Below are 24,655 nucleotides of genomic sequence, written 5' to 3'. Positions count from 1 at the left end.
GACGGGGATCACCCTTTCGCCGAACGACGGAGAGCACCATGTTGGGCAACCTCACCGGCTGGCACCTGCTGATTCTCCTGGCCGTGATCCTTCTGCTCTTCGGTGCGGCCAAGCTGCCGGCCCTGGCAAAGAGCGTCGGCCAGTCCGCCCGCGTCTTCCGGGGCGAGATGAAGGCCATGAAGGACGACGACGTCGCTGATGGGCGCGCCACGCAAGAGGGGACCGCCCCGGTCGCAGACCCGTCGCTGTCGCAGCCGGCTCCGCCTCGAACGGCGCCGGGCAGCGAACCCAAGCCGTAGGCGCCGTGGCCACGACCGATGCGGGAGTGACGGTCTCGCCCGAACAGCCGCGCCGCGACAAGAGGATGTCGCTCGGGGAGCACCTCGTCGAGTTGCGCAGGCGGCTGATGATCGCCGTGGTCGGGCTGGTGGTCGGCATGATCGTCGCCTTCTTCATCACCGACGGCATCATCTCGCTCCTGAACGAACCCATCCTCGAGGTGGCGGCGCGCCGTGGCCAGGAGATCACGGGTGAGACGCTGACCGCGCTGAACTTCACGACGGTCACGAGCGGCTTCGATCTGCGCATGCGGATCGCCTTCGCGATCGGCCTCCTGATCTCCGCGCCGGTGTGGCTGTGGCAGCTCTGGGCTTTCGTGATGCCAGGGCTGACCCGAAAGGAGATCCGCTACACGTGGGCCTTCATGGGAGCCGCGATCCCGCTCTTCTTCGCGGGGTGCGCCGTGGGCTTCTTCATCATCCCGCACGTCATCGAGCTCATGGCCACGTTCGTGCCTGGCGGCGCCGCCCTGCTGTTCGCCTACGACACCTACTACGACTTCGTGTTCAAGTTCTTCATCGTGCTCGGATGCGCCTTCGTCCTGCCGGTCTTCCTCGTGGCGATGAACCTCGCGGGCATCATGAGCGGGCGCGCGATCCTGAAGGGGTGGCGCGTGGCGGTTCTCGTGGCCGCGGTGTTCTCGGCCCTTGCGACCCCCGCGGCCGACGTGACCTCGATGCTGCTGCTGATGGGCATCATGATCGTCCTGTACATCGCCGCCGCGGCGTTGTCGATGCTCTTCGACCGACGCCGGACCAAGCGCGAAGAGGCGCTGTTCGCATCGGGACAGTCGGCGTGACAGCGACCCCCGCCGAACGCTATGCGGCGGCGCGCGACGCGCGACGGCATCCCGTCTCGGCGTCCTTCGCCGAGCAGCAGCGGTTCGATCTCGACGACTTCCAGATCGCGGGCTGTCAGGCGCTCGAGGAGGGTCGCAGCGTGCTCGTCGCCGCCCCGACCGGCGCGGGGAAGACGATCGTGGGGGAGTTCGCGATCCATCTCGCGATGCGCTCGGAGCGCGGCAAGGCCTTCTACACCACCCCCATGAAGGCGCTGTCCAACCAGAAGTTCCGGGAGCTCCAGCATGTCTATGGCGCGGATGCCGTGGGTCTGCTCACGGGCGACGTGAACATCAACTCCTCCGCGCGCGTCGTGGTCATGACCACCGAGGTGCTGCGGAACATGCTCTACGCCGACTCGCCGGCGCTGCGGGACCTCCAGTACGTCGTCATGGACGAGGTCCACTACCTGGCCGACCGCTTCCGGGGCGCCGTATGGGAGGAGGTCATCATCCACCTCGCGCAGGATGTGCGCCTCGTCTCGCTGTCGGCCACCGTCTCCAACGCCGAGGAGTTCGGCGACTGGCTCGGCACGGTGCGCGGCGACACCGAGGTCATCGTGTCCGAGACGCGCCCCGTGCCGCTCGAACAGCACGTCCTGGTGCGCGGCGACCTGCTGCCTCTCTTCGACGACCGCGCGGGCGTGGCGACGGCGCAGGTGAATCAGGAGCTCATGCGCATCCGCGGGGGCGCTGCTCAGGGGGGACGGCAGGCCGATGCGTACCGCTCCTCAAGGGGCCGCGGCGGGCATCGCCCGTCGCGGGGCGGCAGACGACCGGTGCGCGCGGGGCAGCCTCAGCGCGTCGAGCGGCTCGACCGGCCGGAGGTCGTGCATCTGCTCGGGCGGAGCAACCTCCTGCCGGCGATCTTCTTCATCTTCAGCCGTGCCGGGTGCGACCAGGCGGTGCAGCAGGTGCGGCGTTCCGGCCTGCGCCTGACCGACGCCGACGAGCGTCGTGAGATCCGCGAGGTGGTCGAGGAACGCACACGCACGCTGCCGGAGGAGGACCTGGCCGTGCTGGGGTTCTGGGAGTGGCGCGAGAATCTCGAACGGGGCGTCGCGGCGCACCACGCGGGCCTCCTGCCGGCGTTCAAGGAGGTCGTCGAGGAGCTCTTCCAGCGCAAGCTCGTCAAGGCGGTGTTCGCGACGGAGACCCTCGCGCTGGGCATCAACATGCCGGCCCGCACGGTCGTGCTGGAGAAGCTCGAGAAGTTCAACGGCGAGGCGCGCGTCGCGATCACGTCGGGGGAGTACACCCAGCTGACCGGGCGAGCGGGGCGCCGCGGGATCGACGTCGAGGGGCACGCGGTCATCCAGTGGACCGAGGGTCTGGACCCGCAGCAGGTGGCGGCCCTCGCCTCCCGCCGCACCTACCCCCTGCACTCCAGCTTCCGGCCGACGTACAACATGGCGGTCAACCTCATCGACCGGTTCGGCCGGTCGCGCGCTCACGAGCTCCTGGAATCCTCGTTCGCCCAGTTCCAGGCCGACCGCGCCGTCGTCGGTCTGGCGCGTCAGGTGCGGGAGCAGGAGGAGTCGCTCGCGGGGTACGCGGCCGCCATGGCCTGCGACCGCGGCGATTTCACCGAGTACTCCGGCATCCGGCGCGAGCTGAGCGACCTCGAGAAGAAGAATCGGCAGGATGCCGGGGCGTCCCGGGGCGATCGCGAGCGACGCCAGGCGCAGATCGCGTCGCTGCGCAAGCGCATGCAGCGGCATCCCTGCCACGGCTGCCCCGACCGGGAGAACCACGCCCGCTGGGCCGAGCGCTACTGGAAGCTCAAGCGAGCCATCGATCGCACACGGACCCAGATCTCGGCCCGCACGGGGACGGTGGCACGTCAATTCGACCGCGTGACCGACGTTCTCGAAGCACTCGACTACCTGCGCATCGAGGACGGTCAGGTGCATCTGACCGACGCGGGTCGCACGATGCGGCGGATCTACGGCGAACGCGACCTCCTCGTGGCCGAGTCGCTCCGGCGCGGCCTGTGGCGCGAGCTGGATGCGGCGTCCCTCGCCGCCCTCGCCAGCTGCATCGTCTACGAGCCGCGCCGCGACGACGCCGGACCCGGTGAGCGCGGGCTGCCCGGCGGCGCATTCCGCACGGCCCTGACGGCGACGCAGGAGCTCTGGGCCCAGCTGGACGACCTCGAGCGGGATCACCGCCTGCCCGGCTCCGAGCCTCTGGCGCCGGGGCTCGCCCGGGCGATGCGCGGATGGGTGCGCGGCGTGCCGCTGGATCGCGTCCTGGACGACGCCGACATGGCCGCGGGCGATTTCGTGCGCTGGTGCCGGCAGAGCATCGACCTGCTGGATCAGCTCTCCCTGGTGGCGGAACCGGATGTCGCGCGCACGGCCCGTGCCGCGCTCGACGGGGTACGGCGCGGCGTCGTCGCGTACTCGGGGCTGTGACCGGCATCCCGCGGGCGCAGCGCCCGCTCCTTCCCCTGTGGGCTGCGCTGGTCGCCGCCGTGGCGGGCGGACCGGTGCTCGATCTCGCCTTCCCGTCGGTGGGCGCGTGGCCTCTCGCCTTCGTAGGGATCGGGCTCGCGCTGGTCGCACTGGTCGGCCGCACGGCGTGGTCGGGACTGCTCGTGGGGGCAGTCTTCGGCGCCGCCTTCTACTTCACGCACATCGTCTGGATCACCCGCTATCTCGGCCCGCTGCCCTGGTTCGGGCTGGCCGGGCTCGAGACCGTGTTCTGGGCCCTGGGATCGGTGCCGATCGTGTGGGCGTACCGGTGGATGCCGCGAGCGTCGAACGCCCTCTGGGTGCGGTTGGCTGCCCTGCCGGCGCTCGTTGCGGCGCTCTGGACGGCGCGCGAGGTGTTCATGGGGTCGTGGCCCTATACGGGCTTTCCCTGGGCGCGGATGGGCATGAGCCAGTCCGAGAGCCCCCTCGCGCACCTTGCCTCGTGGGTCGGGGTCTCCGGACTCACGTTCCTCATGGTCGCGGCGGTCGCGGCGCTCATCGAGTGGGCACGGGTCGCCCGATGGCGAGACCTGAGGACGGCCATCCCGTCGGCTGCGCTGATCGCGGTCCTCTTGCTCACCCCCCAGTGGCAGACGGCCCCCGCCGGCGTCATGACCGTGGGGAGTGTTCAGGGCAACGGCCCGTCCGGGTACTTCGACGAGCGGGCGCGAGGCGACATCCTGCGGGCGCAGCTGGAGGCGACGGAGCCGCTGCTGGACGAGCGGATGGACGTGCTGCTGTGGCCCGAGGGCGGCGTGGACGCCGACCCCACCGCGAACGCGCAGGTGGCCGGCATCCTCGACGCCCTGTCGCGGCGAGTCGACGCGCCCCTCGTCATCAACGCGGCGACGTCGCGGGACGACGGGGTGTTCAACACCTCGATGCTCTGGGAGGCGGGGGAGGAGAACCCCGTCCAGTTCCACGACAAGCGCAAGCCCGTGCCGTTCGGCGAGTACGTGCCGGACCGGTGGTTCTTCGAGATGCTGGCCCCCGACCTGATCGGTCTCATTCAGCGCGAATACACACCCGGCACCAATGCCCCCCTCTTCGACATCGGCGGCGTGGGCGTCGGGCTGGCGATCTGCTTCGACGTGATCTACGACGACGTGATCCGGGAGGGCGCCCGCGACGGGGCCCAGGTCTATATGTTCCAGACCAACAACGCGGACTTCCGCGGCACCGACGAGAACCTCCAGCAACTGGCCTTCGCGCGGATGCGCGCGATCGAGACCGGCCGCAGCGTCGTGAACATCTCGACGGTGGGCACGAGCCAGGTGATCGGGCCCGACGGCGCGACGGTCGACGAACTGCCGGCCGATGTCGCCGGTGCCATGCTCACGGACGTCGAGCTGCGCACGGGGCTGACGGCGGGCGTCGTCATCGGGGGAGCGGTGCAGACCGCGCTGTTCTGGGCGGCGATCGCGGGGCTCGTCGCGACGGGCCTCGTGGCGCGACGCGGGACGCGGAGCGCGTGAGGCCCGGCACGCACAAGGGCGCCGGATGCCTCGGCATCCGACGCCCTTCTGATCGGTGGGGTCAGGCCCCCAGCAGCATGCTGTCGGGGTTCTCGCCCGCGCCGCGACGCGCGCGAAGGTAGGCGAGGCGCTCCTCGAGGATCTCCTCGAGCTCGGCGCGGGTGCGGCGCTCGAGCAGCATGTCCCAGTGCGTGCGCGGCGTCTTGTCGTCGCTGTGATCGATCGTCACGGTCTTGTCGCCGACGACGAGCGCGGCTTCGGCGCCGCACGCGCGGCACTCCCACGCCTCGGGCGCCTCGGCATCCGCAGCGAACATGAGCTTGGTGTCGTGCCCGCAGGTGCTGCAGGTGTAGGTGTACTCGGTGCGCTCCATGAACACGACGCCCTCTTCGCTCTGTAGGCTCTGGGCGCCGAGACGCATGCCGCGCAGGCTGCGATCTGCCATTGTGTGGTCTCCTCGGCATCTGTGGGACTGATGAGGTCAATCACCCGGTATAACGCAGCGACCTGTGTGGATCATCCGAACGGCGCGTTCGGGACGCGCTTTCCCAGACAACCCTCAGTCATGCGGGGTGAAGCACGCGCAGCGCGACGTCGGCCCGGTCGGTCACGACGCCGTCGACGCCGAGGCCGGCGAGGCGTCGCATGTCCGCCGGATCGTTGACCGTCCACACGTGGACCTCGACGCCCGAGCGGTGGGCGGCCTCGATCAGCCGGGGGGTGAGGATGCGCACGCGCCCCCGACGCTCGGGGATCTGCAGGGCGTCGATGCCGCGGATCGCCCGTGCCGCGAGCCCGCGCGAGCGCGTGGCGAGGGCCGCGAGCAGGCGTGCGATCGTCGCTGTGCCGGCCGAGGTGGCCGGTCCGGGCCCCGGGCCGCCCGCAGCGCGCGCCGCGGCAAGGGCGCGCCTCCGGCGCGAGTCGGAGAAGCTCGTGACCAGCACCCGCTCGGGCGCTGCGGCTACGATGCGGCCGGCGGGCTCGGCGGCGGCATCCGCCTTGATGTCGATGTTGAAACGGGTGTCGGGGAAGGCCTCGAGCGCCTGCGCGAGCGTGACGAGGCCTCCCAGCGGGGCCATGAGGTCCTCGAGCTCCCGAAGCGGGACGGCGGCGAGGGGACGGGGATCGCCCGTCACCCGGCTCAGATCGTCGTCGTGGAAGAGCACGACCACGCCGTCGGCGGTGATGTGCGCATCGGACTCGATGTAGTCGACGCCGTGACCGTGCGCTTCCGCGAAGGCGGCGAAGGAGTTCTCGGCCACGCCGTGCGCTGCGGATGCCGACGTGACGAGTCCGCGGTGAGCGAGCACGCGCGGAGTGTCGGCGCGTGCGAACCACGGGTGCCTCACGGGAGACGCGGTGGGGGTGCGTCGTCGTCGGGGGCGGATGCGGCGGCATCCGCAACCCTGCCCGCAAAGGCGCCGGAGACGCCCTTCAGCGCTTCCGTGAACTCGCTCGGGATGATCCACAGCTTGTTGGCGGCGCCTTGGCTGATCTTCGGCAGGGTCTGCAGGTACTGGTAGGCGAGGAGCTTGTCATCGGGGTTGCCGGCGTGGATGGCTTCGAAGACCGAGTGGATGGCCTCCGCCTCGCCCTGTGCCCGGAGCACGGCGGCCTGCTTGTCTCCCTCGGCGCGGAGGATCTCGGCCTGTCGGCGCCCCTCCGCCTCGAGGATCTGCGATTGCTTCGAGCCCTCGGCCGTGAGGATCGCCGCACGGCGGTCGCGCTCGGCGCGCATCTGCTTCTCCATCGAGTCCTGGATGGAGACCGGCGGATCGATGGCCTTGAGCTCGACGCGACCGACGCGGATGCCCCACTTGCCCGTCGCCTCGTCGAGGACGACGCGCAGCTGCCCGTTGATCTCGTCGCGGCTGGTCAGCGCCTCCTCGAGGTTGAGGCCGCCCACGACGTTGCGAAGCGTGGTCGTCGTCAGCTGCTCGACGGCTCCGAGGTAGTTCGCGATCTCGTACGTCGCGGCGCGCGCGTCGGTGACCTGGAAATACACGACGGTGTCGATCGAGACGACGAGGTTGTCCTCGGTGATCACGGGCTGCGGGGGGAACGAGACGACCTGCTCGCGCATGTCGATGAGCGGTCGGAGCCGGTCGATGAACGGCACCAGGAGGTTCAGCCCCGGTGTCAGCGTCTTGTGGTAGCGGCCGAGCCGCTCGACGATGCCGGCGCTGGCCTGCGGGATGATGCGGATCGAGCGCGCGAGGACGACGAGTACGAAGATGAGGACCGCGAGGGCCAGCAGCCATCCGATCACGGTGGGGATCAGTTGCTCGATGTCGGTCATGACTGCGCGGTCTCCTCGGTGGGACGGACGAGCGCGGTCGCGCCGTCGATGCGGGTGACGGTCACGGCGACGCCGGGGGTGATCTCGCGGATGTCGGACGTGCGCGCCGTCCACGTGTCGCCGTTCGCGAGGCGCACCTGGCCACCGGTCAGGCCCACGGTGGCGATCACGACGCCCGACATCCCGAGCAGCGCGTCGACGTTGCTGGGGGTGGGGTCCTCGCCGCGGCGGAGGCGGCGCAGGAGCGGCGGGCGCAGAAGGAGCAGGAGCAGCGCCGCGACCGCGGCCCCCACGACCACCTGCAGCCATAACGGCGCACCCGCCAGCTCGGCGACGAGGCCGGCCACCCCGCCGAGTCCCAGCATCGCGAATGTGAGCTCGAGGGTCAGGGTCTCGATCGTGAAGAACACGAGGATCAGAACGATCCAGCCGATCCAGGCGAACTGCTCGACGGTCTGGAATAGGTCCACGGCGCGCCTCCCCTTTGAGGCGAACCTAGCACGCGACCACGGCCCCCGGGCCGTCGATTGGTAGGGTCGATCTGCCCGCGGCGACGGTCCGCGGCCCTTCGATCCTGGAGTTCCCACACGTGACCGAGACCCCCTCGCCCCTCGCCCCCGGAGCCCTCGACGGCAAGCGCGCCCTCGTGACGGGTTCCTCCCGCGGCATCGGCGCCGACACCGTGCGCTATCTCGCCCAGGCCGGCGCCGACGTCGTCATCAACTACCGCAACAAGGCCCCGCGCGCGCAGAAGCTCGCCGCCGAGGTGGCGCAGGCGGGCAGCCGCGCCCTCGTCGTCGGCGCCGACCTGACCGACGCCGATTCGGTCGGTGCGATGTTCGCCGAGGTCGAGCGCGAGTACGGCGGCCTCGACATCCTGGTGCTCAACGCCTCCGGCGGCATGGAGGCCGGTATGGGCGAGGACTACGCACTCCTGCTGAACCGCGACGCGCAGGTCGGCGCGCTCCGGGCGGCGCTGCCGCTGCTGGGGGAGGGGTCGCGCATCGTGTTCGTCACGAGCCACCAGGCCCACTTCATCCGCACGACCCCGACGATGCCCGAGTACGAACCCGTCGCCCTGTCCAAGCGGGCGGGCGAGGACGCGCTGCGCGAGCTGATCCCCGAGCTCGAGGAGCGCGGCATCGGTTTCGTCGTCGTCTCGGGGGACATGATCGAGGGCACGATCACGGCGACGCTGCTCGAGCGCGCCAACCCCGGCGCGATCGCGACGCGCCGCGAATCCGCCGGCAGGCTCTACAACGTCTCGGAGTTCGCCGCGGAGATCGTCCGCGCGGCCGTGGATCCGATCCCCGCCGACAACACCCGCCTCGTCGGCGACGTCAGCGGGTTCGCCGCGGAGTAGTCCCGACGCCACCACGACGAACGGCCCGGGTGTGATCCCGGGCCGTTCGTCGTCTTCGCGGCGGAACCTGCCCGCAGCGGATCAGAGCGACTTGAAGGTGAAGGCGCGCACGATCTGCACGATGCCGAGCGCCACGAGCGAGATGCCGAGGATCCACCACAGCACGACCGCGCCCCACAGCGGGGCGAAGATCAGGATGATGCCCGCGATGATGCTCAGGACGGCGAAGAAGATCGTGAGGCCCTTCGACGCCGCGCCGCTCAGGGTCGTGAGCGCGACGACGCCCTCGACGATCCACATGATGCCGACGAGCACGCCGAGGAACACCGCGAGCCACGCGGTGGTGGCGCCGAGGTTCGAGAGGGCGATGATGCCCGCGACCACGAAAAGGATGCCGAGCACGATGTGACCGATGCGCGACCACCCGCCCATGGCCTTCGAGAAGATGCCGAGTCCGGCGTAGACGAGGCCGCCGACGATCGCGTACACGGCGATGATGGCCGCAACCACCATTGCCGTGCGACCCGGCCAGACGAGGATCAGGATGCCGACGATGAGGGCGATGACGCCGCCCAGGCCGAAGGCGGTGCGGATGCCGTTGACGGCAGCCTTTTCGACGGGGATGTCGGTGCTCATGCGAGGGGCCTTTCTGGGAATGTGCTGGGAGTGGCCCCAGGCTATCGCTCGCGGGCGCCCAATGTTGGTCGGCCCCCGCCCGTGTCGGAGGCGACGTCAGCCGAGCAGGTACAGGGCGAGCAGCAGCACGGGCACGCAGCCGACGGTGGTGAGGAAGACCGTGTCGCGGGCGATCGTCTCGCCGACACCGTAGCGCTGGGAGTAGTTGAAGACGTTCTGCGCGGTGGGCAGCGCCGCGAGGACGACGACGACGAGCACGACGGCGGGGGAGAGACGGAAGGCGAGCGCGGCGACGGCCCACGCGACCCCCGGCATCACGACGAGCTTGAGCGAAGCCGCCAGCAGGATGTCGCGGCGCCGCCCCGACGGTGCCAGCACCCGCTGACCGTGAAGCGAGATGCCATAGCTGATCAGCAGCACCGGAACGCACGCGTCGGCGATCAACTGGGCGGGCTCGAGCACGAGAGGGGGAAGGCGCACTCCGCTCACCGAGACGAGGGTGCCGAGGACCGAGCCGATCACGATGGGGTTGCCCACCGTGCGCAGCAGAAGCGGACGCACTCGGCGCACGCCGCTCGTCGCCGCCTCCAGGATCGCCATCGAGACGGGTGTGAAGGCCAGCAGCTGCATCAGGATGACCGGTGCGGGGAATGCCGCGCTTCCCAGCAGGTACAGCGAGAGAGGGATGCCGATGTTGTTGGAGTTCACCTGGCCCGAGGAGAGGGCGCCGATGAGCGTCTCCGAGACCGAGCGGCGCCAGAGGGCCCGGGCGATGAGCGCATAGACGACCATGACGGCGATCGCGGCGATCGCCGAGACGGGCAGCAGCGCGGAGAAGAGCATCCGGACGTCGGCCTGCGCCAGCACGACGAAGAGCAGGAACGGCGAGAGGACGTAGAAGATGAGCTTCGCCAGCACGGGTCGTGCGTGCTCGCCGAGCAGGTCGATCCGGCCGATGACCCACCCGACGAAGATCGCGAAGCCGATGACCGCGAACCCGGTGAGCGCATCGATCATGCGCTCGGCGGGGTGTGGCTCGTGCGCGGCATCCCCCCAGAGTAGTGAGGGAGGGAAGGAGTCTGTTCCGCGGTCTGCGGCGCGGATACTGTAGGTGCGTCAGCGGGTGACCGGGGCAATACCTCACGACGGACTTCCCGGTGCTCTCCGCGGGGCCGACCCCGAGGCCCGACGTGGAGGAGTGGTCCTTCCTCCTCCGCACGGACAAGGAGGCGTGGATCGCGTACGAGTTCGACGGAAGGCCGCTCGCCGCGGAGCACGGCGGGCCCGCCCGCCTCCTCGTGCCTCACCTGTACTTCTGGAAGAGTGCGAAGTGGGTGCACGGTATCGAGCTGCGCGAACGTGACGACCCCGGCTTCTGGGAGCAGAACGGCTACCACCTACGCGGAGATCCCTGGCGGGAGGAACGCTACTGGTGAGCGGCGGCTGGCGAAGAGCCCGGATCGTCAGCGCGCGCCCTGTGCGTCAGGATGGGGTGAGACACCAGCACTGCTGACCTTCGCACTGCACGGGGCGAGAACGGACCAATACTGAGATGACGATGACGGTTGCTGACGTCGGCACCGATGATGGGGCTATGGCTCCTCGTGCTGACCGGCCCAAGAGGCGGACGTTCACCGCCGAGTTCAAAGCGGCGATCCTGGCCGAGTACGACGCCGGAGAAGGCCGAGGCCGAGCTGGCCAAGACCAGGGCGGCGCTGGACCTGATGGGAAAAGCACACGCGCTCTTGGAGACGCTCTCCGAGAGCGCGGACAAGCCGCCGCGGTCGCCGCGGTGATCAACCCGGCCGTCGACGGGCTGGCCGAGCACGTCGGCACCGCGGCTGCGTGCGCGCTGCTGGGTCGCTCCCGCGCCAGTCACTACCGGGCCAAGAACCCGCCACCGCCACGTCCACGGACACCGCGGCCGGCACCGGCGAACAAGCTGTCCGCCGCCGAGCGGGCCCACGTGCTGGCCGTGTTGACCAGCCAGCGGTTCGCGGACAAGTCGGTCGCCCAGGTCTGGGCCACGCTGCTGGACGAGGGCACCTACCTGTGCTCGATGTCCACGATGCACCGGATCCTGCGCGAGCACGACATGGCCGGGGAACGGCGCCGGCAGGCGAGCCACCCGCCCCGGACCCGGCCCGAGCTCGTCGCGACGGCGCCGGGGCAGGTGTGGAGTTGGGACATCACAAAGCTCAAGGGGCCGGAGCGGGGCGTGTACTACGACCTGTACGTCGTGCTCGACATCTTCTCCAGGTTCGTCGTGGGCTGGACCATCGCGGCCCGCGAGGACGCCGAGATCGCCAAGAACCTGCTCGAGCACGCCATGGGCATCCATGGCGTGCCGGAGGCGATCCACGCCGACCGCGGGACCTCGATGACCTCCAAACCGGTCGCTCAGCTGCTCGTCGACCTCGGGGTGGCCAGGTCGCACTCCCGCCCGCACGTGTCGAACGACAACCCTTACAGCGAGGCGGCGTTCAAGACGCTGAAGTACGCCCCGGTCTTCCCCGAGCGCTTCGGGTCCCTGGCCGACGCCGGCGCGTTCGCCGAGCAGTTCTTCGCCTACTACAACCACGAGCACCGCCACTGCGGGATCGGGCTGCACACCCCCGCCAGCGTCCACTTCGGCACCGCCGGGCAGGTCCGCGCCCAGCGCCAGGCCACCCTGGACGCGGCCTACGCCGCCCGTCCCGAGCGCTTCGGCCACCGCCGACCCCAGGCGCCCAAGCTGCCCGAGGCCGCCTGGATCAACCAGCCCTCACAGGAGGCCCTCATACAGACCGCCTGACGGAATCTGTCTCACCCGCCTTGACACTTTCCGGCGCGCCGTCACCCCCACCGCACGTGTGCTCGAAGTGCACGTCGAGGGGTGGCAGGGGAGTGCGCCCGGTCAGCATGTGGACGTGCGGCTCACCGCCGAGGACGGGTATCAGGCGGTGCGGTCCTATTGGCTCGCCGCTGCCGGTGACGGCGAGCGCATCGAGCTCGCGGTGGACGAGGTGGACGACGCAGAGGTGTCGCCCTACCTGGTACGCGACGTGCAGCCGGGTGACGAGCTCGAGGTGCTCGGTCCGCTCGGCGGCTACTTCGTATGGCGCCCGTCGACGCCAGGCCCGGTGCAGCTCATCGCGGGGGGATCGGGGATCGTCCCGCTGCGGGCGATCGCCCGCGCCCGCGTGCACGCGGAATCGGGTCAGCCGTTCCGTCTGCTGTACTCCGCGCGGAGTCCGACAGACGCGATATATCGTGAGGATCTCGAAGACATGGGGGAGCGAGGCATCTCCGTGACCTGGGTGTACACGCGCCAGGGACCGATCGGATGGCGCGGCCCTCTCGGCCGCCTCGACCGGGCAGCCGTCGCCGAGCACGTATGGCCTCCGGATCAGGGGGCGACGTTCTACGTCTGCGGCCCGACGGGATTCGTCGAGGTGACAGCGCGAGCGCTCGTGGAACTCGGCCATGATCCGGAGCGAGTGCGTACCGAGAGATTCGGAGGGGCGTGATGGATGCAGGACACCCGTGCACGGATCGTCAGGCGGCGCACGCCGCGCTGGTCGACGGGAATGCTGTGGCCGGCATCCTCGCGGACCTGCTGGCCGGCGACGCGACGGCGCTCGTGGCGACCTGCGGGGAATGCGGCGCGGACGCTCAGGCCGCGCTCGTGCGCTGCCGGCACTGCACCCACACTCTGTTCACGGTGATCCGACGGACGCGTTGCCGATTCTGCGCGTCGGATCGCTGACCGAACTGCGCCCTCGGGACCACTCTCGACGCTAGTCCGATAATGTACATTATGTCAGTTCGGCCGGGAGAGCGCCGCTGCGACGATTCATCGCGCTGATCGGACGAGATGATGCCCGCCGTCGGTGAGTCCGGCCCATAGCGGCGAAGGCGCACCGCGGCCGTGTGCCGCTACGAGCCTGTCACGTCGATCCCGGTGACTACCCCGTTCAGTGGTTCGACATCGAACTCCAGGCGTGCGAACTGGCCCACGGACCTCGCGGAGGCGAGCCTCAGACGGTCGGATTCCAGTCGCCGGGGGAACAGCGGGGCGCCCGCACCGAGCGCCACCGGTGCGATCGAGATCGCGATGCGGTCGAGGGCGCCGGCATCCAGGAACTGTCCCGCCAGGTCTCCCCCGCCCACGATCCAGACATCACCGCCGGCGGCCGCCCGGCGGATGGCCGGAAGCGCCTCGACGACAGCGCCCCGGACGAATCGCACGTCCGCGCCGGCCGGCACGGGGAGATCGCGGGAGGTGAACACGAAGACCGGGACGTCGCCGTGGAACTCGCGCCACTTCTCGGGATGCTCGAGCAGGTCGGTCTTGGCCAGCACCCACTCGTAGGTCGTCGATCCCTCGACCATGACGGTGTGCCCGGACGGCAGGAGATCGGCATCCGGCTCCTCGCCGCCGGCTACCGCGAAGAGCCACGCGAGGGAGCCGTCCCGGTCGGCGATGAAGCCGTCGATCGACGTGGCGGTGTCGTAGTGGAATCGCGTCATGCCGCGAGGTTACGACCATCCTCGGACGCTGTGGATAACCGGTGTCGATGCTCTCTGCGACGCTAGCGTGTCGCCATGGGGAGTCGACGGGCGGTGTGGGTCATGGGGGGCATCCTGTTGCTGGCGGGATGCGCGCCCACGCCGCCCGGCCCCTCCCCCGAGCCCAGCGTAGTGTTCATGACGGATGACGAGGCCTTCGCGGCTGCGGAAGCGACCTACCGCTCCTACGTCGATGCGCTCAACCAGGTGGACCTCAGCGATCCGAACACCTTCGAGGCGGTCTACGCCTGGACTACGGGTGAGGCGAACGCAGGAGAACGCCGATTGTTCACCGAAATGCACTCAAAGCGTCTGACGGTTTCCGGACACTCGACAGCCACCTTGGTAGTTCCTCAGGCCAGAAGTGGCACGGAGGTGCTTATGGATGTCTGCCTCGATGTCGGCCCGGTCGATCTAGTTGACGAGTCAGGAGCATCTGTCGTTGCGCCCGATCGGGTCGACCTGCAGAGGATGCGGGTTGCAGCAACCGAAGATCCGGGATCGCCGACTGGCTATCGAATCGGGGCGATCGATGGTCGTCTAGACGGGCCCGGGTGCGTTTAGTGTCGCTTCTCGCGTTGGCTGCATTCATGATCGGAGTAGCGGGCATCTGGCATCCCACTTCTTCCTCGGGCTGCCTGGGCGGCGGTTGGACTGCCACCTGTTCCGCCATAACCGACGGCTCAAGCGTCGAGGTGGGAGCGAGCGCGACCCGCCCCGGTACGCCGGGCGGGTCGTCGGGCGGGCGGGAACCCGGCCCCGGCGGGCCGGGTTCGGTCGGTCAAGCCCCGGCCGCGCCCCCGTGCGCCAGCGCGCTCTGCCGTCCCGGGTACGGCGTCATCGGGCTCCCCGATGTCACGGCGGCCGACCTGGCCTCCTTCGTTCCGGCGGCACCGACGCTGACCGGGGAGCCCCTGGGGCTCGGCGTCGCCGGCATGCCGACGAACCTCGTCGCCGCGGCATCCACTCAGCTGCAGTCGGGTCCGCTGCTGGGTTACGACGTGACCGTGCGCTTCCGCCCGGTGGGGTACCGGTTCGAGCACGGCGACGGATCGGGGGCGTCGCACCGGGCCGGCGGCGCGACGTGGGCCTCTCTCGGGCTTGCCGACTACGCCGCGACGGCGACGAGTCACACGTATGCCGCACCCGGCATCTACCGCGCGACGGCGACCGTCGTCTACGAGGCGCACGTGGATTTCGGGTCCGGCGCGTGGCGGCCCGTCGAGGGCAGCGTGACCTCGTCCGCAACGGCCTACGACGTGAGGGTCGTGGAGGTCCGCAGCGCGCTCGTCGCGCGGACGTGCCTCGAGGATCCAGCCGGTCCCGCCTGCTGAGCCGGTGCGGCGCCCGGCCTCACCCTGCGGCGGGGCCGGAGGGGTCGACCGGCGTCCATGCGGCGTACTTGGCCTCGCGGCCGTCTCCCGAAGACGTCCCCGTCAGGCGCCGGCGCAGCCACGGACCGACGTGCTCACGGTAGTAGCGCCAGCCGCGGGGGCCGGAGGCGGCATCCCAGCGCAGCTGCCACCAGTCCTCGGGTGCCGCGAGTCCGAGGGCGTCGAGCACCCGGGCGGCGACGCGGTGGTGACCGCGCGCGTTCATGTGGAGCCGGTCGTGAGACCAGAAGGGCGCGGTCGACAGCTCGCCGTCCGGCCAGTTCAGGGCGCGGACGACGTCGTCCCGGCCCTCGGCTCGGCGCAGCACCGCCCGCGAGAGGGCGTCGCCACGCCTCTGGATGAGTCCGCCGAGCGGGAGGTGCGGCGACGGGTTCGCGCCGGAGAGGAGGATGAGCGTGACGCCCTCCTCGTCGCACCGCTGCAGCACCCGGGTGAACGCATCGGCGATGTGCTCGATGTCGGCACGGGGCCGGAGCATGTCGTTGCCCCCGCCGTTGAACGACAGGTGCGTCGGGCGCAGGGCGAGCGCGGGCTCGAGCTGCTCCGCCACGATCGGCCAGATCAGCTTGCCCCGGATGGCGAGGTTGGCGTATTCGACGCGCGAACCCGTCGCGTTGGCCCAGCCCTGCGCCACCAGGTCGGCCCAACCGCGCTGCCTGCCGTCGGGAAGGTCGTCGCCCACGCCCTCGCTGAATGAATCGCCGATCGCGACGTACCGCACGTGTGCCACTCCCCCAGCCTATGCGTGCCCCGGTCGTCACCCCCGGCGCGGCGAACTGGGGCAGGACACGTGCAGTGGGGCAGGTTACGACCTGCCCCACTGCACGCAACCTGCCCCACAGGCGGCGAAGGGCGGGCGGATCGTGCCTACGCCCGCGCCGCCGGCGCCTCGGCGAGGAGCTCGTGCACGCGCGGGGCGACCTGCGTGCCGTAGAGCTCGATACTGCGCATCATCTTGGCGTGGGAGAGCGTGCCCGTAGAGAACTTCATGTCGAAGCGGGTCAGCCCCAGCTGACTCACGGTCGTCGCGATCTTCCGGGCGACGGTCTCGGGCGAGCCGGCGTACACGGCGCCCTCCGGACCGACGTCCTGCTGGAAGCGCATGCGGTTGTAGGGGGGCCATCCCCGCTCGCGCCCGATCGTGTTGTGCATCGACTCGAAGCCCGGGAAGGCCTCCTCCCACGCCTGCTGGTCGGTGTCGGCGATGTGGCCCGGCGAGTGCACCCCCACGGGCAGGGCGGGCAGGCCCATCGCGTCGAGCGACCGGTGGTACAGGTCGACGAACGGACGGAAGCGCGCCGCGGGCCCTCCGATGATCGCGAGCATGAGCCCGAGGCCGTGGCGGGCGGCGCGCACGACGGACTCCGGACTACCGCCGACGCCGATCCACGCCTTGAGCCCGTTCTCCGTCTTGGGGTACACGTCGGCGTCGACGAGCGCCGCGCGGGTACGCCCCTGCCAGCTGACCGGCTTCTCGGCCATGAGCTTCGTGAAGAGGTCGAGCTTCTCCTCGAAGAGCGTCTCGTAGTCGGAGAGCTCGTAACCGAACAGCGGGAAGGACTCGATGAACGATCCCCGACCGAGGATGACCTCCGCGCGCCCGTTCGAGATCGCATCCAGCGTCGCGAACCGCTCGAAGAGCCGCACCGGGTCGTCGCTGGAGAGCACCGTCACGGCCGTGCCGAGGTGGATCCGGCTCGTGCGTGCGGCGGCGGCCGCGAGCACGATCTCCGGGCTGGACACCGCGAAGTCCGGGCGATGATGCTCCCCCACCCCGAAGAACGACAGGCCGACCTGATCTGCGAGCTCCGCCTGCTCGACGACGTTTCGAATCGTCTGCGCGTGCGAGAGCAGCTCGCCGTCCTCGCCGCGCGTCACGTCTCCGAAAGTGTCCAGGCCCAGCTGTACGGGTGCGTTCATGATCCGCCTTTCCATTCACAAGCATAGAACGGATGCCGCGGCGAGATCATTCCCGCGACGGCATCAGCGTGGCCGTGGCCGTGCCGGCCTAGCCGCGCCGCAGGGCGGTCGCCAGCGTGTCGAGCCCGACCCCGCCGACGTCCAGCGCCCGCTTGTGGAACTCCTTGATGTCGAAGGCGTCGCCGCGGTCCGCGCGATACTGCTCGCGCACCTGCTCCCAGATGCGCTGCCCCACCTTGTAGGAGGGCGCCTGACCGGGCCAGCCGAGATAGCGGTTCACCTCGAACCGCACGAACTCGTCGGGCATGTTGACGTTGCGTCGCATGAACGCCAGGGCGTAGTCGGCATCCCACACCCCTTCGCCGTCGGGGCGCGTCTTGCCGAGGTGCACCCCGATGTCGAGCACGACGCGGGCGGCGCGCATCCGCTGACCGTCGAGCATTCCCAAGCGGTCGGCCGGATCGTCCAGGTAGCCGAGCTCCTGCATGAGGCGCTCCGCGTACAGCGCCCATCCCTCCGCGTGGCCCGACGTCCCCGCGAGCAGGCGGCGCCACGAGTTCAGCTCTGCGCGGTTGTAGACCGCCTGCGCGATCTGCAGGTGGTGGCCGGGAACGCCCTCGTGATAGACCGTGGTCAGCTCGCGCCATGTGTCGAAGCTCTCCACGCCCTCCGGCACCGACCACCACATGCGTCCGGGGCGGGAGAAGTCGTCTGTCGGTCCCGTGTAGTAGATCCCGCCCTCCTTCGTGGGGGCGATCATGCACTCGAGCCGGCGGATCGGCTCGGGGATGTCGAAATGCGTCGCGCCGAGCTCCGCGACGGCCCTGTCGCTCGTCTCCTGCATCCACCGCTGCAGCGCGTCGGTGCCGTGCAGCTTCCGGGACGGGTCCGCCTCCAGGAAGGCGACCACCTCCTCGACGGACGCGCCCGGAAGGATCTCCTGGGCGACCTCCTCCTGCTCGGCGACCATGCGGGCGAGCTCCTCGATCCCCCACTCGTAGGTCTCGTCCAGGTCGATGCTCGCGCCGAGGAAGCGGCGGGAGTGGAGCGCGTACAGGTCGCGCCCGACGGCGTCCTGCTCCCCGGCATCCGCCGCCAGCTCGGTGTGGAGGAAGTGGGCCAGCCCGTCGTAGGCGACCCGCGCCGCGCCGCTGCGATCGGCCAGCGCGCGGGCGAGCGATGCCGGCAGCTGCCCCTCGGCGGGCGATGCGCTCCCGACGAACTCCGCGAAGAACCCGGTGTCGGCCGTGTATCGCGCGATCTGAGCCGCGACCTCCGTGACCTGACGCCGCGCGGGCACGACGCCATTCCGGGCACCCTCACGGAGTGAGGCGATGTAGCCGCTGATCGCGTCGGGGAGGGCCGCCAGCCGCGTGGAGATCACCTCCCAGTCCTCGACCGTGTCGGTGGGCATCAGGTCGAACGCGGAGCGGATCTCCTGCGCGGGAGAGGCGATGACGTTGAGGTCCCGCAGGTGTGCGCGGTGCTCGTGGAGCTCGAGGGACAGACGCAGCTCCCCGCCGAGGTCGTCCTTCGTGACCCGGTCGATCTCGTCGACGGCGTCGGCCGCCTCGAGCGCCGTGAGCGTGGCGCGCGCCGCCGCGGCGTATTTCTCCGCACCCTCGGGCGAGAAGTCGTCGAATCGCCCGTTGTGCTCGAATCGTCCGATGTAGGTCGCGAGGATCGGCGAGAGGTCGGCGAGCGTGTCGACCCACGCCTCCGCGATCGTGTCGATCGGCGTGGAGGTCCGTTCAGATGCGGTCATGCGACGAGCCTAGCCAGGCCCGCCCGCCCGCCCGCCCGAGTGGGAGTCGATGGGCTCAGTGAGCCGCCTCGTTCCAGTTCGCTCCGCGGCCGATCTGTACGTCCAGCGGCACCGACAGGTGCGCCGCGTCGCCCATCCTCTCGCGCACGATGCGCGCCGCGGCGTCCCACTCCCCCGGCGCGACCTCGACGACGAGCTCGTCGTGGATCTGCATCAGGATGCGCGAGCGCAGACCCTCTTCTCGCAGCGCGTCGTGGATGTGGAACAGCGCGATCTTCATGATGTCGGCGGCGCTGCCCTGGATCGGGGCGTTAAGGGCGGCACGCTCGGCGTTCTCGCGTAGCACCCGGTTCGGGCTGCCGAGATCGGGGAACGGACGACGCCGGCCGAAGATCGTCTCGGTGTACCCGTCGATCCGAGCCTGAGCGACGGAGCCGCGCAGGTAGTCGCGTACCGCCCCGAAGCGCGCGAAGTACTCGGTCATGAGCTCCTTCGCCTCGGACTGCTCGATGCGCAGCTGCTTCGACAGGCCGAAGGCCGAGAGGCCGTACACGAGCCCGTAGGACATCGCCTTGACCTTGGTGCGCATGGCGGGGGTGACATCGTCGGGCGACACGCCGAACACGCGCGCTCCGACGAAGCGATGGAGGTCCTCGCCGGAGTTGAACGCCTCGATGAGCCCGGGATCCTCGGAGAGGTGCGCCATGATGCGCATCTCGATCTGCGAGTAGTCGGCCGTGAGGAGCGCCTCGTATCCGTCTCCCACCTGGAAGGCTTCGCGGATGCGACGGGATTCGTCGGTGCGCACCGGGATGTTCTGCAGGTTCGGCTCCGTGCTCGAGAGCCGGCCGGTCTGGCTCCCCGTCTGCACGTAGGTCGTGTGGATGCGACCGTCCGCGGCGATCGCGACGTCGAGCGACTCGATGATCTGCCGCATCTTCGTCGCCTCGCGGTGCTGCAGCAGCAGGTCGAGGAACGGGTGGGGGTTGCTCTCCTGCAGATCCGCCAGGACCGCGGCATCCGTCGAGTATCCGGTCTTGGTCTTGCGGGTCTTCGGAAGCGCGAGCTCGTCGAAAAGCACCTCCTGCAGCTGCTTCGGCGAACCCAGGTTGAACTCGCGGCCGATGATGCCGTACGCCTCGGCGGCGAGCGCCTCGGCCCGGGCACCGAGTTCGGCGGAGAAGCCGGACAGCCTGTCGTGCGACACGCTGACGCCCGCGAGCTCCATGTCGGCCAGCGCAGACAGCGTCGGCATCTCGATGTCGGCGAGCACGCGGCGCACCGGCTCCGGGGACTCCTCGCGCAGCGCGTCCGCGACGCGGAGGATGTACCACGCCTGCTGTCCCGGTGTGGCTCCGTCGGTCTCCGGGACGAGCTGGTTCGGATCGGCGACGGGAAGGCTCTCGCCGAGGTATCGCTCGACGAGATCGGCGAGGGACTTGTCGGGGAAACTCGGACGCAGCAGCCAGCCCGCGAGGAGGGTGTCGTAGACGACGCCGTCGACACGCGCCCCGGACCGACGGATCGCCTTCACCTGCGCCTTCGCGTCGTGCATGACCTTCGGGGATGCCGAGGCGAGCCAGCCCTCGAGCGCCGGCGACGCGCCGGCCCCGCCCGCCCAGGCAATCTCCACGGCTTCCGTCGCCGTCGCGAGTCCCGCGCGGTCGAGGGCCGCGGAGAAGGTGAGCGCGATCCCATCGGGGTGGTTCGCGGTCGCGGCGTCGATCCAGTCGGCGAACTCGGCGTCCGTGATCTCTCGAGGGGCGGGCGCGGTCGGCGCGTCGGCCGAAGGCTCCGATCCGCCGGGCTGTTCGGCCCCGACCGCTTCGAACACGCGGCTGAGGAGCGTGCGGAACTCGAGCCGAGCGAAGATGTCGCGCACGGCCTGCGCGTCGATCGCCCGCGCCTCGAGGTCGGCGGGGGTCACCGGCAGCTCGACGTCGGTGAGCAGGCGGTTCAGGGCGCGGTTGCGGCGGACGGCGTCCAGGTGTTCGCGCAGATTGCCGCCGACGACGCCCTTGATCTCGTCCGCCCGGGTCAGGAGCTCATCGAGCGAACCGAACTGGGTGAGCCACTTCACCGCCGTCTTCTCGCCGACCTTCGGCACGCCGGGCAGGTTGTCACTCGTCTCGCCCACGAGCGCGGCGATGTCGGGGTACTGCTCGGGCGGGAGCCCGTACTTCTCGATCACCGCTGCCGGGTCGTAGCGCTTCAGCTGCGAGACCCCCTGCACGTTCGGGTACAGCAGGGTGACGTCGTCGGTGACGAGCTGGATCGTGTCGCGGTCGCCGGAGACGACGAGCACGTCGAAGCCGTCGGCCGCGCCCTGCGTGGCGAGCGTCGCGAGGATGTCGTCGGCCTCGATGTCCTCCTGCTGGAGGACGGGGATGTTCATGGCCGCGAGGCACTCCTGCAGGAGAGGGATCTGACCCTTGAACTCCGCGGGCGTCTCGCTGCGGTTCGCCTTGTATTCGGCGTACTCCCGCGTGCGGAACGACGTGCGGGAGGTGTCGAAGGCGACCGCCAGGTGGCTCGGGCGCTCGGCCTTGATGAGGTTGATGAGCATCGCCAGGAAGCCGTAGATGGCGTTCGTGTGCTGGTGGTCCTTCGTCGTGAAATTCTCGACGGGAAGGGCGAAGAAGGCCCGGTAGGCGAGCGAGTGGCCGTCGACGACCATGAGGGTAGGCTTTGCGGAGTCCGGCACCCCGACAGCTTAGTCAGCGCGTCCGACAGTGCCGATGCGGGTTCGTCCCGCCGTGTCACCCCGGCCCGAAGGAGCCCCATGTACGACGCCGCCGCTCATCCCTCCGCCCTCGAATGGGCCCGGTCGCGCGGCATCGGATCGCTGGCCCAGAAGATGGGGTTCGAGTGGGTGGAATTCACCCCCGAACGCGCGGTCGCGACCATGCCCGTAGAGGGCAACACGCAGCCGGTCGGGCTCATGCACGGCGGCGCGTACGTCGTGCTCGGCGAGTCGCTCGGGTCGATGCACGCCAACCTTCATGCCGGCGCTGGTCGTCTCGCCGTCGGCGTCGACATCAACGCCACGCACACGCGCTCGGCGACCTCGGGACGCGTCACGGGCGTCTGCACGCCCCTGCACCTCGGGCGCAGCATGACGGTGCACGAGATCGTCGTGTCCGATGATGCCGGACGGCGCCTGTCGACCGTGCGCATCACCAACATGATCAAGGACGCCCCCGCACGCTGACGGCCGCGGCATCCGAGGACACCGCGGCCGTCGTCGCGAAGGCATGCTTCCGCGGGAGCGTCAGACCTTCTTGGGGGCGAGCTGTTCGATGATCGCCTTGGCGACATCCTGCATCGTGAGGCGTCGATCCATCGACGCCTTCTGGATCCAGCGGAACGCCTCGGGCTCCGACAGGCCCATCTTCTCGTTGAGGAGGCCCTTCGCACGGTCGACGAGCTTGCGGGTCTCGAAGCGCTCGACCATGTCGGCGACCTCGGCCTCGAGCGTGATGATCTGCTGGTAGCGACTCAGCGCGATCTCGATCGCCGGCAGCAGGTCGTTCGGCGTGAACGGCTTCACGACATAGGCGAGCGCACCCGCCTCGCTCGCGCGCTCGACGAGCTCCTTCTGGCTGAAGGCCGTCAGCAGCACGACGGGGGCGATGTGGTTCTTGTTGAGCTTCTCCGCCGCGCTGATGCCGTCGAGCACGGGCATCTTGACGTCCATGATCACGAGATCGGGACGCAGCTCGGTGGCGAGCTGGACGGCGGTCTCGCCGTCTCCCGCCTCGCCGACGACCTCGAAGCCGTTGTCGCGCAGGATCTCGACGATGTCGAGACGGATGAGCGATTCGTCCTCGGCGACGACGACGCGTCGCGGAGCGGATGCCGCGGGAGCCGCGGTCTGGTCTGGGTCAGTCACCCGCCAATCCTACGATATGGTCGATCTCGAGTGTGCCCGGGCCGGTGTGGCGGAATGGCAGACGCGACCGACTCAAACTCGGTTGCCCGAAAGGGCGTGTGGGTTCGACTCCCACCACCGGCACCCTGCCGAGGCGAGATCATGCGCCTCGCACTCGCTCCGCACGACGATGGCGGCGGCATCCGAATGGATGCCGCCGCCATCGCCATGCGGAGCAGGGAGAGCTACTCGCGCGTCTGGTAGATCGGGGCCGCGCCGTGCACGGCGTCGCCGACCTTGTGGACGCGGATGTCGTTGGTCGACCCGACGATCCCGGGAGGAGAACCGGAGATCACGACGACCTTGTCACCGACCTTCGCGAGGTCGTTCGAGAGCAGGTAGTCGTCCACCTGGATGAACATCCGGTCGGTGTGCGCCACGTGCTCGACGAGCGTGGACTGGATGCCCCAGGTCAGCGCCATGCGCCGGCGGATCGCCGGCTCGGGCGTGAACGCGAGCATCGGGATGTTCGGACGCAGCCGCGACATGCGGCGAGCCGAGTCGCCCGACTCGGTGAAGATGCAGAGGAACTTGGCCTCCACGAAGTCGGCCACCTCGATCGCCGCGAGCGTGATCGCGCCGCCCTGCGTGCGGGGCTTGTTGGTGAGCTTCGCGATGCGGTCCAGGCCGTGCTCCTCGGTCGAGGCCACGATGCGGGCCATCGTCTCGACGACCACGACGGGGTACTCCCCCACGCTCGTCTCGCCCGAGAGCATGACGGCGTCCGCCCCGTCGAGCACGGCGTTGGCGACGTCGGAGGTCTCGGCGCGCGTGGGGACGGGGCTGTTGATCATCGACTCGAGCATCTGCGTCGCGACGATGACCGGCTTGGCCATCCGCCGCGAGAGCTCGACGGCGCGCTTCTGCACGATCGGCACGGCCTCGAGGGGAAGCTCGACACCGAGATCCCCACGAGCGACCATGATGCCGTCGAACGCGTCGACGATCTCCTCGAGGTTGTCGACCGCCTGCGGCTTCTCGATCTTGGCGATGATCGGGACGTGGCGTCCCTCCTCCGCCATGATCACGTGCGCGCGCTGCACGTCCTTCGCGCTGCGCACGAACGAGAGCGCGATGATGTCGGCGCCGATGCGCAGGCCCCAGCGCAGGTCGGCCTCGTCCTTCTCGCTCAGGGCGGGGACGTTGACCGCGACGCCGGGCAGGTTGATGCCTTTGTTGTTGGACACCGTTCCGGCGACGACGACCTCGGTGGTCACGACGGTGCCGTCGGTCTCGAGGACCTTCACGCGCACCTTGCCGTCGTCGATGAGGAGGAAGTCGCCGGGTCGCACGTCCTGGGGCAGGCCCTTGAAGGTCGTGGAGCAGATCTCCTTGGTGCCGGGGATGTCGTCGACGGTGATCTTGAAGATGTCGCCGACCGCCAGCTCGTGCGGTCCGTCGGCGAAGCGTCCGAGGCGGATCTTCGGTCCCTGCAGGTCGACGAGAACGGCCACCGGCCGGCCCGCGTCATCCGCAGCCTTGCGCACGTTGGCGAAGTTGTTCTCATGCACGGTGTAGTCGCCGTGGCTGAGGTTGAACCGTGCGACGTCGACGCCGGCCTCGATGATCGCCCGTACCGACTCATAGGTCGACGTGGCCGGTCCGAGGGTGGCGACGATCTTGGCGCGTCTCATCGTGTTGGAGCTCCAGGGGATCGTTATTTCGGG

Annotated in this window: 25 protein-coding genes and 1 tRNA gene; 13 read left to right on the top strand and 13 right to left on the bottom strand. The window is 69.8% G+C overall.

Features of this window, described 5'->3' with window-relative positions; translation table 11 throughout:
- The first annotated feature begins 38 nt into the window (after positions 1–38).
- The 4 genes from tatA (at position 39) to lnt (ending at position 5,129) form a co-directional block, all read left to right on the top strand.
- Entirely contained in the window at positions 39–299 is a 261-nt protein-coding gene (gene tatA / locus RYJ27_RS06765) for a Sec-independent protein translocase subunit TatA (protein WP_330169609.1), read from the top strand.
- 65 nt (positions 300–364) lie between these two features.
- Positions 365–1,138 (top strand): twin-arginine translocase subunit TatC, encoded by a 774-nt coding sequence (gene tatC, locus RYJ27_RS06760; RefSeq protein WP_330172010.1) that lies wholly within the window; start codon positions 365–367, stop codon positions 1,136–1,138.
- Entirely contained in the window at positions 1,135–3,594 is a 2,460-nt protein-coding gene (locus RYJ27_RS06755) for a DEAD/DEAH box helicase (protein ID WP_330171942.1), read from the top strand. Before tatC ends, RYJ27_RS06755 begins: the two co-directional genes overlap by 4 nt.
- Entirely contained in the window at positions 3,591–5,129 is a 1,539-nt protein-coding gene (gene lnt, locus RYJ27_RS06750) for an apolipoprotein N-acyltransferase (RefSeq protein WP_330171941.1), read from the top strand. Before RYJ27_RS06755 ends, lnt begins: the two co-directional genes overlap by 4 nt.
- A 61-nt stretch (positions 5,130–5,190) precedes the next feature.
- Here the strand turns inward: lnt and RYJ27_RS06745 are convergent, their stop codons facing one another.
- The 4 genes from RYJ27_RS06745 to RYJ27_RS06730 form a co-directional block, all read right to left on the bottom strand.
- On the bottom strand, positions 5,191–5,574 hold the full coding sequence (locus tag RYJ27_RS06745; RefSeq protein WP_330171940.1) for an RNA polymerase-binding protein RbpA: 384 nt from the start codon (positions 5,572–5,574) through the stop codon (positions 5,191–5,193).
- Between the two features lie 118 nt (positions 5,575–5,692).
- A complete protein-coding gene (locus RYJ27_RS06740) occupies positions 5,693–6,478 on the bottom strand; it encodes a glycerophosphodiester phosphodiesterase family protein (protein WP_330171939.1) in 786 nt (261 codons plus the stop codon).
- On the bottom strand, positions 6,475–7,428 hold the full coding sequence (locus tag RYJ27_RS06735) for an SPFH domain-containing protein (RefSeq protein ID WP_330171938.1): 954 nt from the start codon (positions 7,426–7,428) through the stop codon (positions 6,475–6,477). The genes RYJ27_RS06740 and RYJ27_RS06735 overlap by 4 nt, the downstream gene beginning before the upstream one ends.
- Positions 7,425–7,898 carry an NfeD family protein gene (locus RYJ27_RS06730; protein ID WP_330171937.1) on the bottom strand — a complete coding sequence of 158 codons (474 nt, stop codon included), beginning with the start codon at positions 7,896–7,898 and terminating at the stop codon, positions 7,425–7,427. Before RYJ27_RS06730 ends, RYJ27_RS06735 begins: the two co-directional genes overlap by 4 nt.
- Before the next feature lie 119 nt (positions 7,899–8,017).
- Between RYJ27_RS06730 and RYJ27_RS06725 the strand changes: the two genes are divergently transcribed.
- Complete coding sequence (locus RYJ27_RS06725) at positions 8,018–8,791, top strand: SDR family oxidoreductase (protein WP_330171936.1); 774 nt, start codon at positions 8,018–8,020, stop codon at positions 8,789–8,791.
- An 81-nt stretch (positions 8,792–8,872) separates the two neighbouring features.
- Here RYJ27_RS06725 and RYJ27_RS06720 read toward each other — a convergent pair whose 3' ends face one another.
- The gene (locus tag RYJ27_RS06720; protein ID WP_330171935.1) at positions 8,873–9,427 is read right to left on the bottom strand and encodes an HdeD family acid-resistance protein; all 555 of its coding nucleotides are present in this window, start codon (positions 9,425–9,427) and stop codon (positions 8,873–8,875) included.
- A 96-nt stretch (positions 9,428–9,523) separates the two neighbouring features.
- A complete protein-coding gene (locus RYJ27_RS06715; protein WP_330171934.1) occupies positions 9,524–10,444 on the bottom strand; it encodes an AEC family transporter in 921 nt (306 codons plus the stop codon).
- A gap of 140 nt (positions 10,445–10,584) precedes the next feature.
- Here RYJ27_RS06715 and RYJ27_RS06710 point away from each other — a divergent pair, with 140 nt between their 5' ends.
- The 4 genes from RYJ27_RS06710 to RYJ27_RS06695 all read left to right on the top strand — a co-directional run bounded on the left by RYJ27_RS06710 (position 10,585) and on the right by RYJ27_RS06695 (position 13,175).
- Complete coding sequence (locus tag RYJ27_RS06710) at positions 10,585–10,863, top strand: molybdopterin-dependent oxidoreductase (RefSeq protein ID WP_479691274.1); 279 nt, start codon at positions 10,585–10,587, stop codon at positions 10,861–10,863.
- Between the two features lie 116 nt (positions 10,864–10,979).
- Entirely contained in the window at positions 10,980–12,221 is a 1,242-nt protein-coding gene (locus tag RYJ27_RS06705) for an IS3 family transposase (RefSeq protein ID WP_422732873.1), read from the top strand.
- A 4-nt stretch (positions 12,222–12,225) separates the two neighbouring features.
- The gene (locus tag RYJ27_RS06700) at positions 12,226–12,936 is read left to right on the top strand and encodes an FAD-binding oxidoreductase (protein ID WP_330172009.1); all 711 of its coding nucleotides are present in this window, start codon (positions 12,226–12,228) and stop codon (positions 12,934–12,936) included.
- Positions 12,936–13,175 carry a DUF6510 family protein gene (locus RYJ27_RS06695; RefSeq protein WP_330172008.1) on the top strand — a complete coding sequence of 80 codons (240 nt, stop codon included), beginning with the start codon at positions 12,936–12,938 and terminating at the stop codon, positions 13,173–13,175. Before RYJ27_RS06700 ends, RYJ27_RS06695 begins: the two co-directional genes overlap by 1 nt.
- A gap of 170 nt (positions 13,176–13,345) precedes the next feature.
- Here the strand turns inward: RYJ27_RS06695 and RYJ27_RS06690 are convergent, their stop codons facing one another.
- Positions 13,346–13,939: a dihydrofolate reductase family protein gene (locus RYJ27_RS06690; protein ID WP_330171933.1), complete on the bottom strand. Its 594-nt coding sequence runs from the start codon at positions 13,937–13,939 to the stop codon at positions 13,346–13,348.
- A 177-nt stretch (positions 13,940–14,116) separates the two neighbouring features.
- Between RYJ27_RS06690 and RYJ27_RS06685 the strand changes: the two genes are divergently transcribed.
- Positions 14,117–14,542: a hypothetical protein gene (locus tag RYJ27_RS06685; protein WP_330171932.1), complete on the top strand. Its 426-nt coding sequence runs from the start codon at positions 14,117–14,119 to the stop codon at positions 14,540–14,542.
- 131 nt (positions 14,543–14,673) lie between these two features.
- The gene (locus RYJ27_RS06680; protein WP_330171931.1) at positions 14,674–15,312 is read left to right on the top strand and encodes a hypothetical protein; all 639 of its coding nucleotides are present in this window, start codon (positions 14,674–14,676) and stop codon (positions 15,310–15,312) included.
- Positions 15,313–15,331: 19 nt separating this feature from the next.
- Here RYJ27_RS06680 and RYJ27_RS06675 read toward each other — a convergent pair whose 3' ends face one another.
- From RYJ27_RS06675 to polA, 4 genes are all read right to left on the bottom strand, one after another.
- On the bottom strand, positions 15,332–16,102 hold the full coding sequence (locus tag RYJ27_RS06675) for an SGNH/GDSL hydrolase family protein (protein ID WP_330171930.1): 771 nt from the start codon (positions 16,100–16,102) through the stop codon (positions 15,332–15,334).
- A gap of 137 nt (positions 16,103–16,239) precedes the next feature.
- Positions 16,240–17,292: an LLM class flavin-dependent oxidoreductase gene (locus RYJ27_RS06670; protein ID WP_330171929.1), complete on the bottom strand. Its 1,053-nt coding sequence runs from the start codon at positions 17,290–17,292 to the stop codon at positions 16,240–16,242.
- A gap of 88 nt (positions 17,293–17,380) precedes the next feature.
- On the bottom strand, positions 17,381–19,057 hold the full coding sequence (locus RYJ27_RS06665; RefSeq protein WP_330171928.1) for a DUF885 domain-containing protein: 1,677 nt from the start codon (positions 19,055–19,057) through the stop codon (positions 17,381–17,383).
- A gap of 55 nt (positions 19,058–19,112) precedes the next feature.
- The gene (gene polA, locus RYJ27_RS06660) at positions 19,113–21,761 is read right to left on the bottom strand and encodes a DNA polymerase I (protein ID WP_330171927.1); all 2,649 of its coding nucleotides are present in this window, start codon (positions 21,759–21,761) and stop codon (positions 19,113–19,115) included.
- Positions 21,762–21,839: 78 nt separating this feature from the next.
- Between polA and RYJ27_RS06655 the strand changes: the two genes are divergently transcribed.
- Complete coding sequence (locus tag RYJ27_RS06655; RefSeq protein WP_330171926.1) at positions 21,840–22,268, top strand: PaaI family thioesterase; 429 nt, start codon at positions 21,840–21,842, stop codon at positions 22,266–22,268.
- A gap of 60 nt (positions 22,269–22,328) precedes the next feature.
- Here RYJ27_RS06655 and RYJ27_RS06650 read toward each other — a convergent pair whose 3' ends face one another.
- Positions 22,329–22,949, bottom strand: coding sequence for an ANTAR domain-containing response regulator (locus tag RYJ27_RS06650; RefSeq protein WP_330171925.1), 621 nt, complete (start codon positions 22,947–22,949; stop codon positions 22,329–22,331).
- Between the two features lie 40 nt (positions 22,950–22,989).
- Here RYJ27_RS06650 and RYJ27_RS06645 point away from each other — a divergent pair.
- Positions 22,990–23,072 (top strand) — tRNA-Leu (locus RYJ27_RS06645).
- Positions 23,073–23,173: 101 nt separating this feature from the next.
- Here RYJ27_RS06645 and pyk read toward each other — a convergent pair.
- On the bottom strand, positions 23,174–24,622 hold the full coding sequence (gene pyk / locus RYJ27_RS06640) for a pyruvate kinase (RefSeq protein WP_330171924.1): 1,449 nt from the start codon (positions 24,620–24,622) through the stop codon (positions 23,174–23,176).
- Positions 24,623–24,655 lie beyond the last annotated feature (33 nt).

Origin of the sequence: Microbacterium limosum (assembly GCF_036324365.1) — a bacterium.
GTDB lineage: Bacteria > Actinomycetota > Actinomycetes > Actinomycetales > Microbacteriaceae > Microbacterium > Microbacterium limosum.
The sequence above is the reverse complement of the archived record's forward strand: the minus strand, read 5'-3'. Positions and strand labels throughout refer to the sequence as shown.

Bases quoted from the DNA above. Each gene is read 5' to 3' on its own strand.
- tatC (WP_330172010.1), top strand. From the start codon at position 365: ATGTCGCTCGGGGAGCACCTCGTCGAGTTGCGCAGGCGGCTGATGATC.
- RYJ27_RS06695 (WP_330172008.1), top strand. From the start codon at position 12,936: ATGGATGCAGGACACCCGTGCACGGATCGTCAGGCGGCGCACGCCGCG.
- pyk (WP_330171924.1), bottom strand. From the start codon at position 24,622: ATGAGACGCGCCAAGATCGTCGCCACCCTCGGACCGGCCACGTCGACC.
- RYJ27_RS06745 (WP_330171940.1), bottom strand. From the start codon at position 5,574: ATGGCAGATCGCAGCCTGCGCGGCATGCGTCTCGGCGCCCAGAGCCTA.
- tatA (WP_330169609.1), top strand. From the start codon at position 39: ATGTTGGGCAACCTCACCGGCTGGCACCTGCTGATTCTCCTGGCCGTG.
- RYJ27_RS06685 (WP_330171932.1), top strand. From the start codon at position 14,117: ATGACGGATGACGAGGCCTTCGCGGCTGCGGAAGCGACCTACCGCTCC.
- RYJ27_RS06705 (WP_422732873.1), top strand. From the start codon at position 10,980: ATGACGATGACGGTTGCTGACGTCGGCACCGATGATGGGGCTATGGCT.
- RYJ27_RS06735 (WP_330171938.1), bottom strand. From the start codon at position 7,428: ATGACCGACATCGAGCAACTGATCCCCACCGTGATCGGATGGCTGCTG.
- RYJ27_RS06690 (WP_330171933.1), bottom strand. From the start codon at position 13,939: ATGACGCGATTCCACTACGACACCGCCACGTCGATCGACGGCTTCATC.
- RYJ27_RS06715 (WP_330171934.1), bottom strand. From the start codon at position 10,444: ATGATCGATGCGCTCACCGGGTTCGCGGTCATCGGCTTCGCGATCTTC.
- RYJ27_RS06670 (WP_330171929.1), bottom strand. From the start codon at position 17,292: ATGAACGCACCCGTACAGCTGGGCCTGGACACTTTCGGAGACGTGACG.
- RYJ27_RS06665 (WP_330171928.1), bottom strand. From the start codon at position 19,057: ATGACCGCATCTGAACGGACCTCCACGCCGATCGACACGATCGCGGAG.
- RYJ27_RS06655 (WP_330171926.1), top strand. From the start codon at position 21,840: ATGTACGACGCCGCCGCTCATCCCTCCGCCCTCGAATGGGCCCGGTCG.
- RYJ27_RS06720 (WP_330171935.1), bottom strand. From the start codon at position 9,427: ATGAGCACCGACATCCCCGTCGAAAAGGCTGCCGTCAACGGCATCCGC.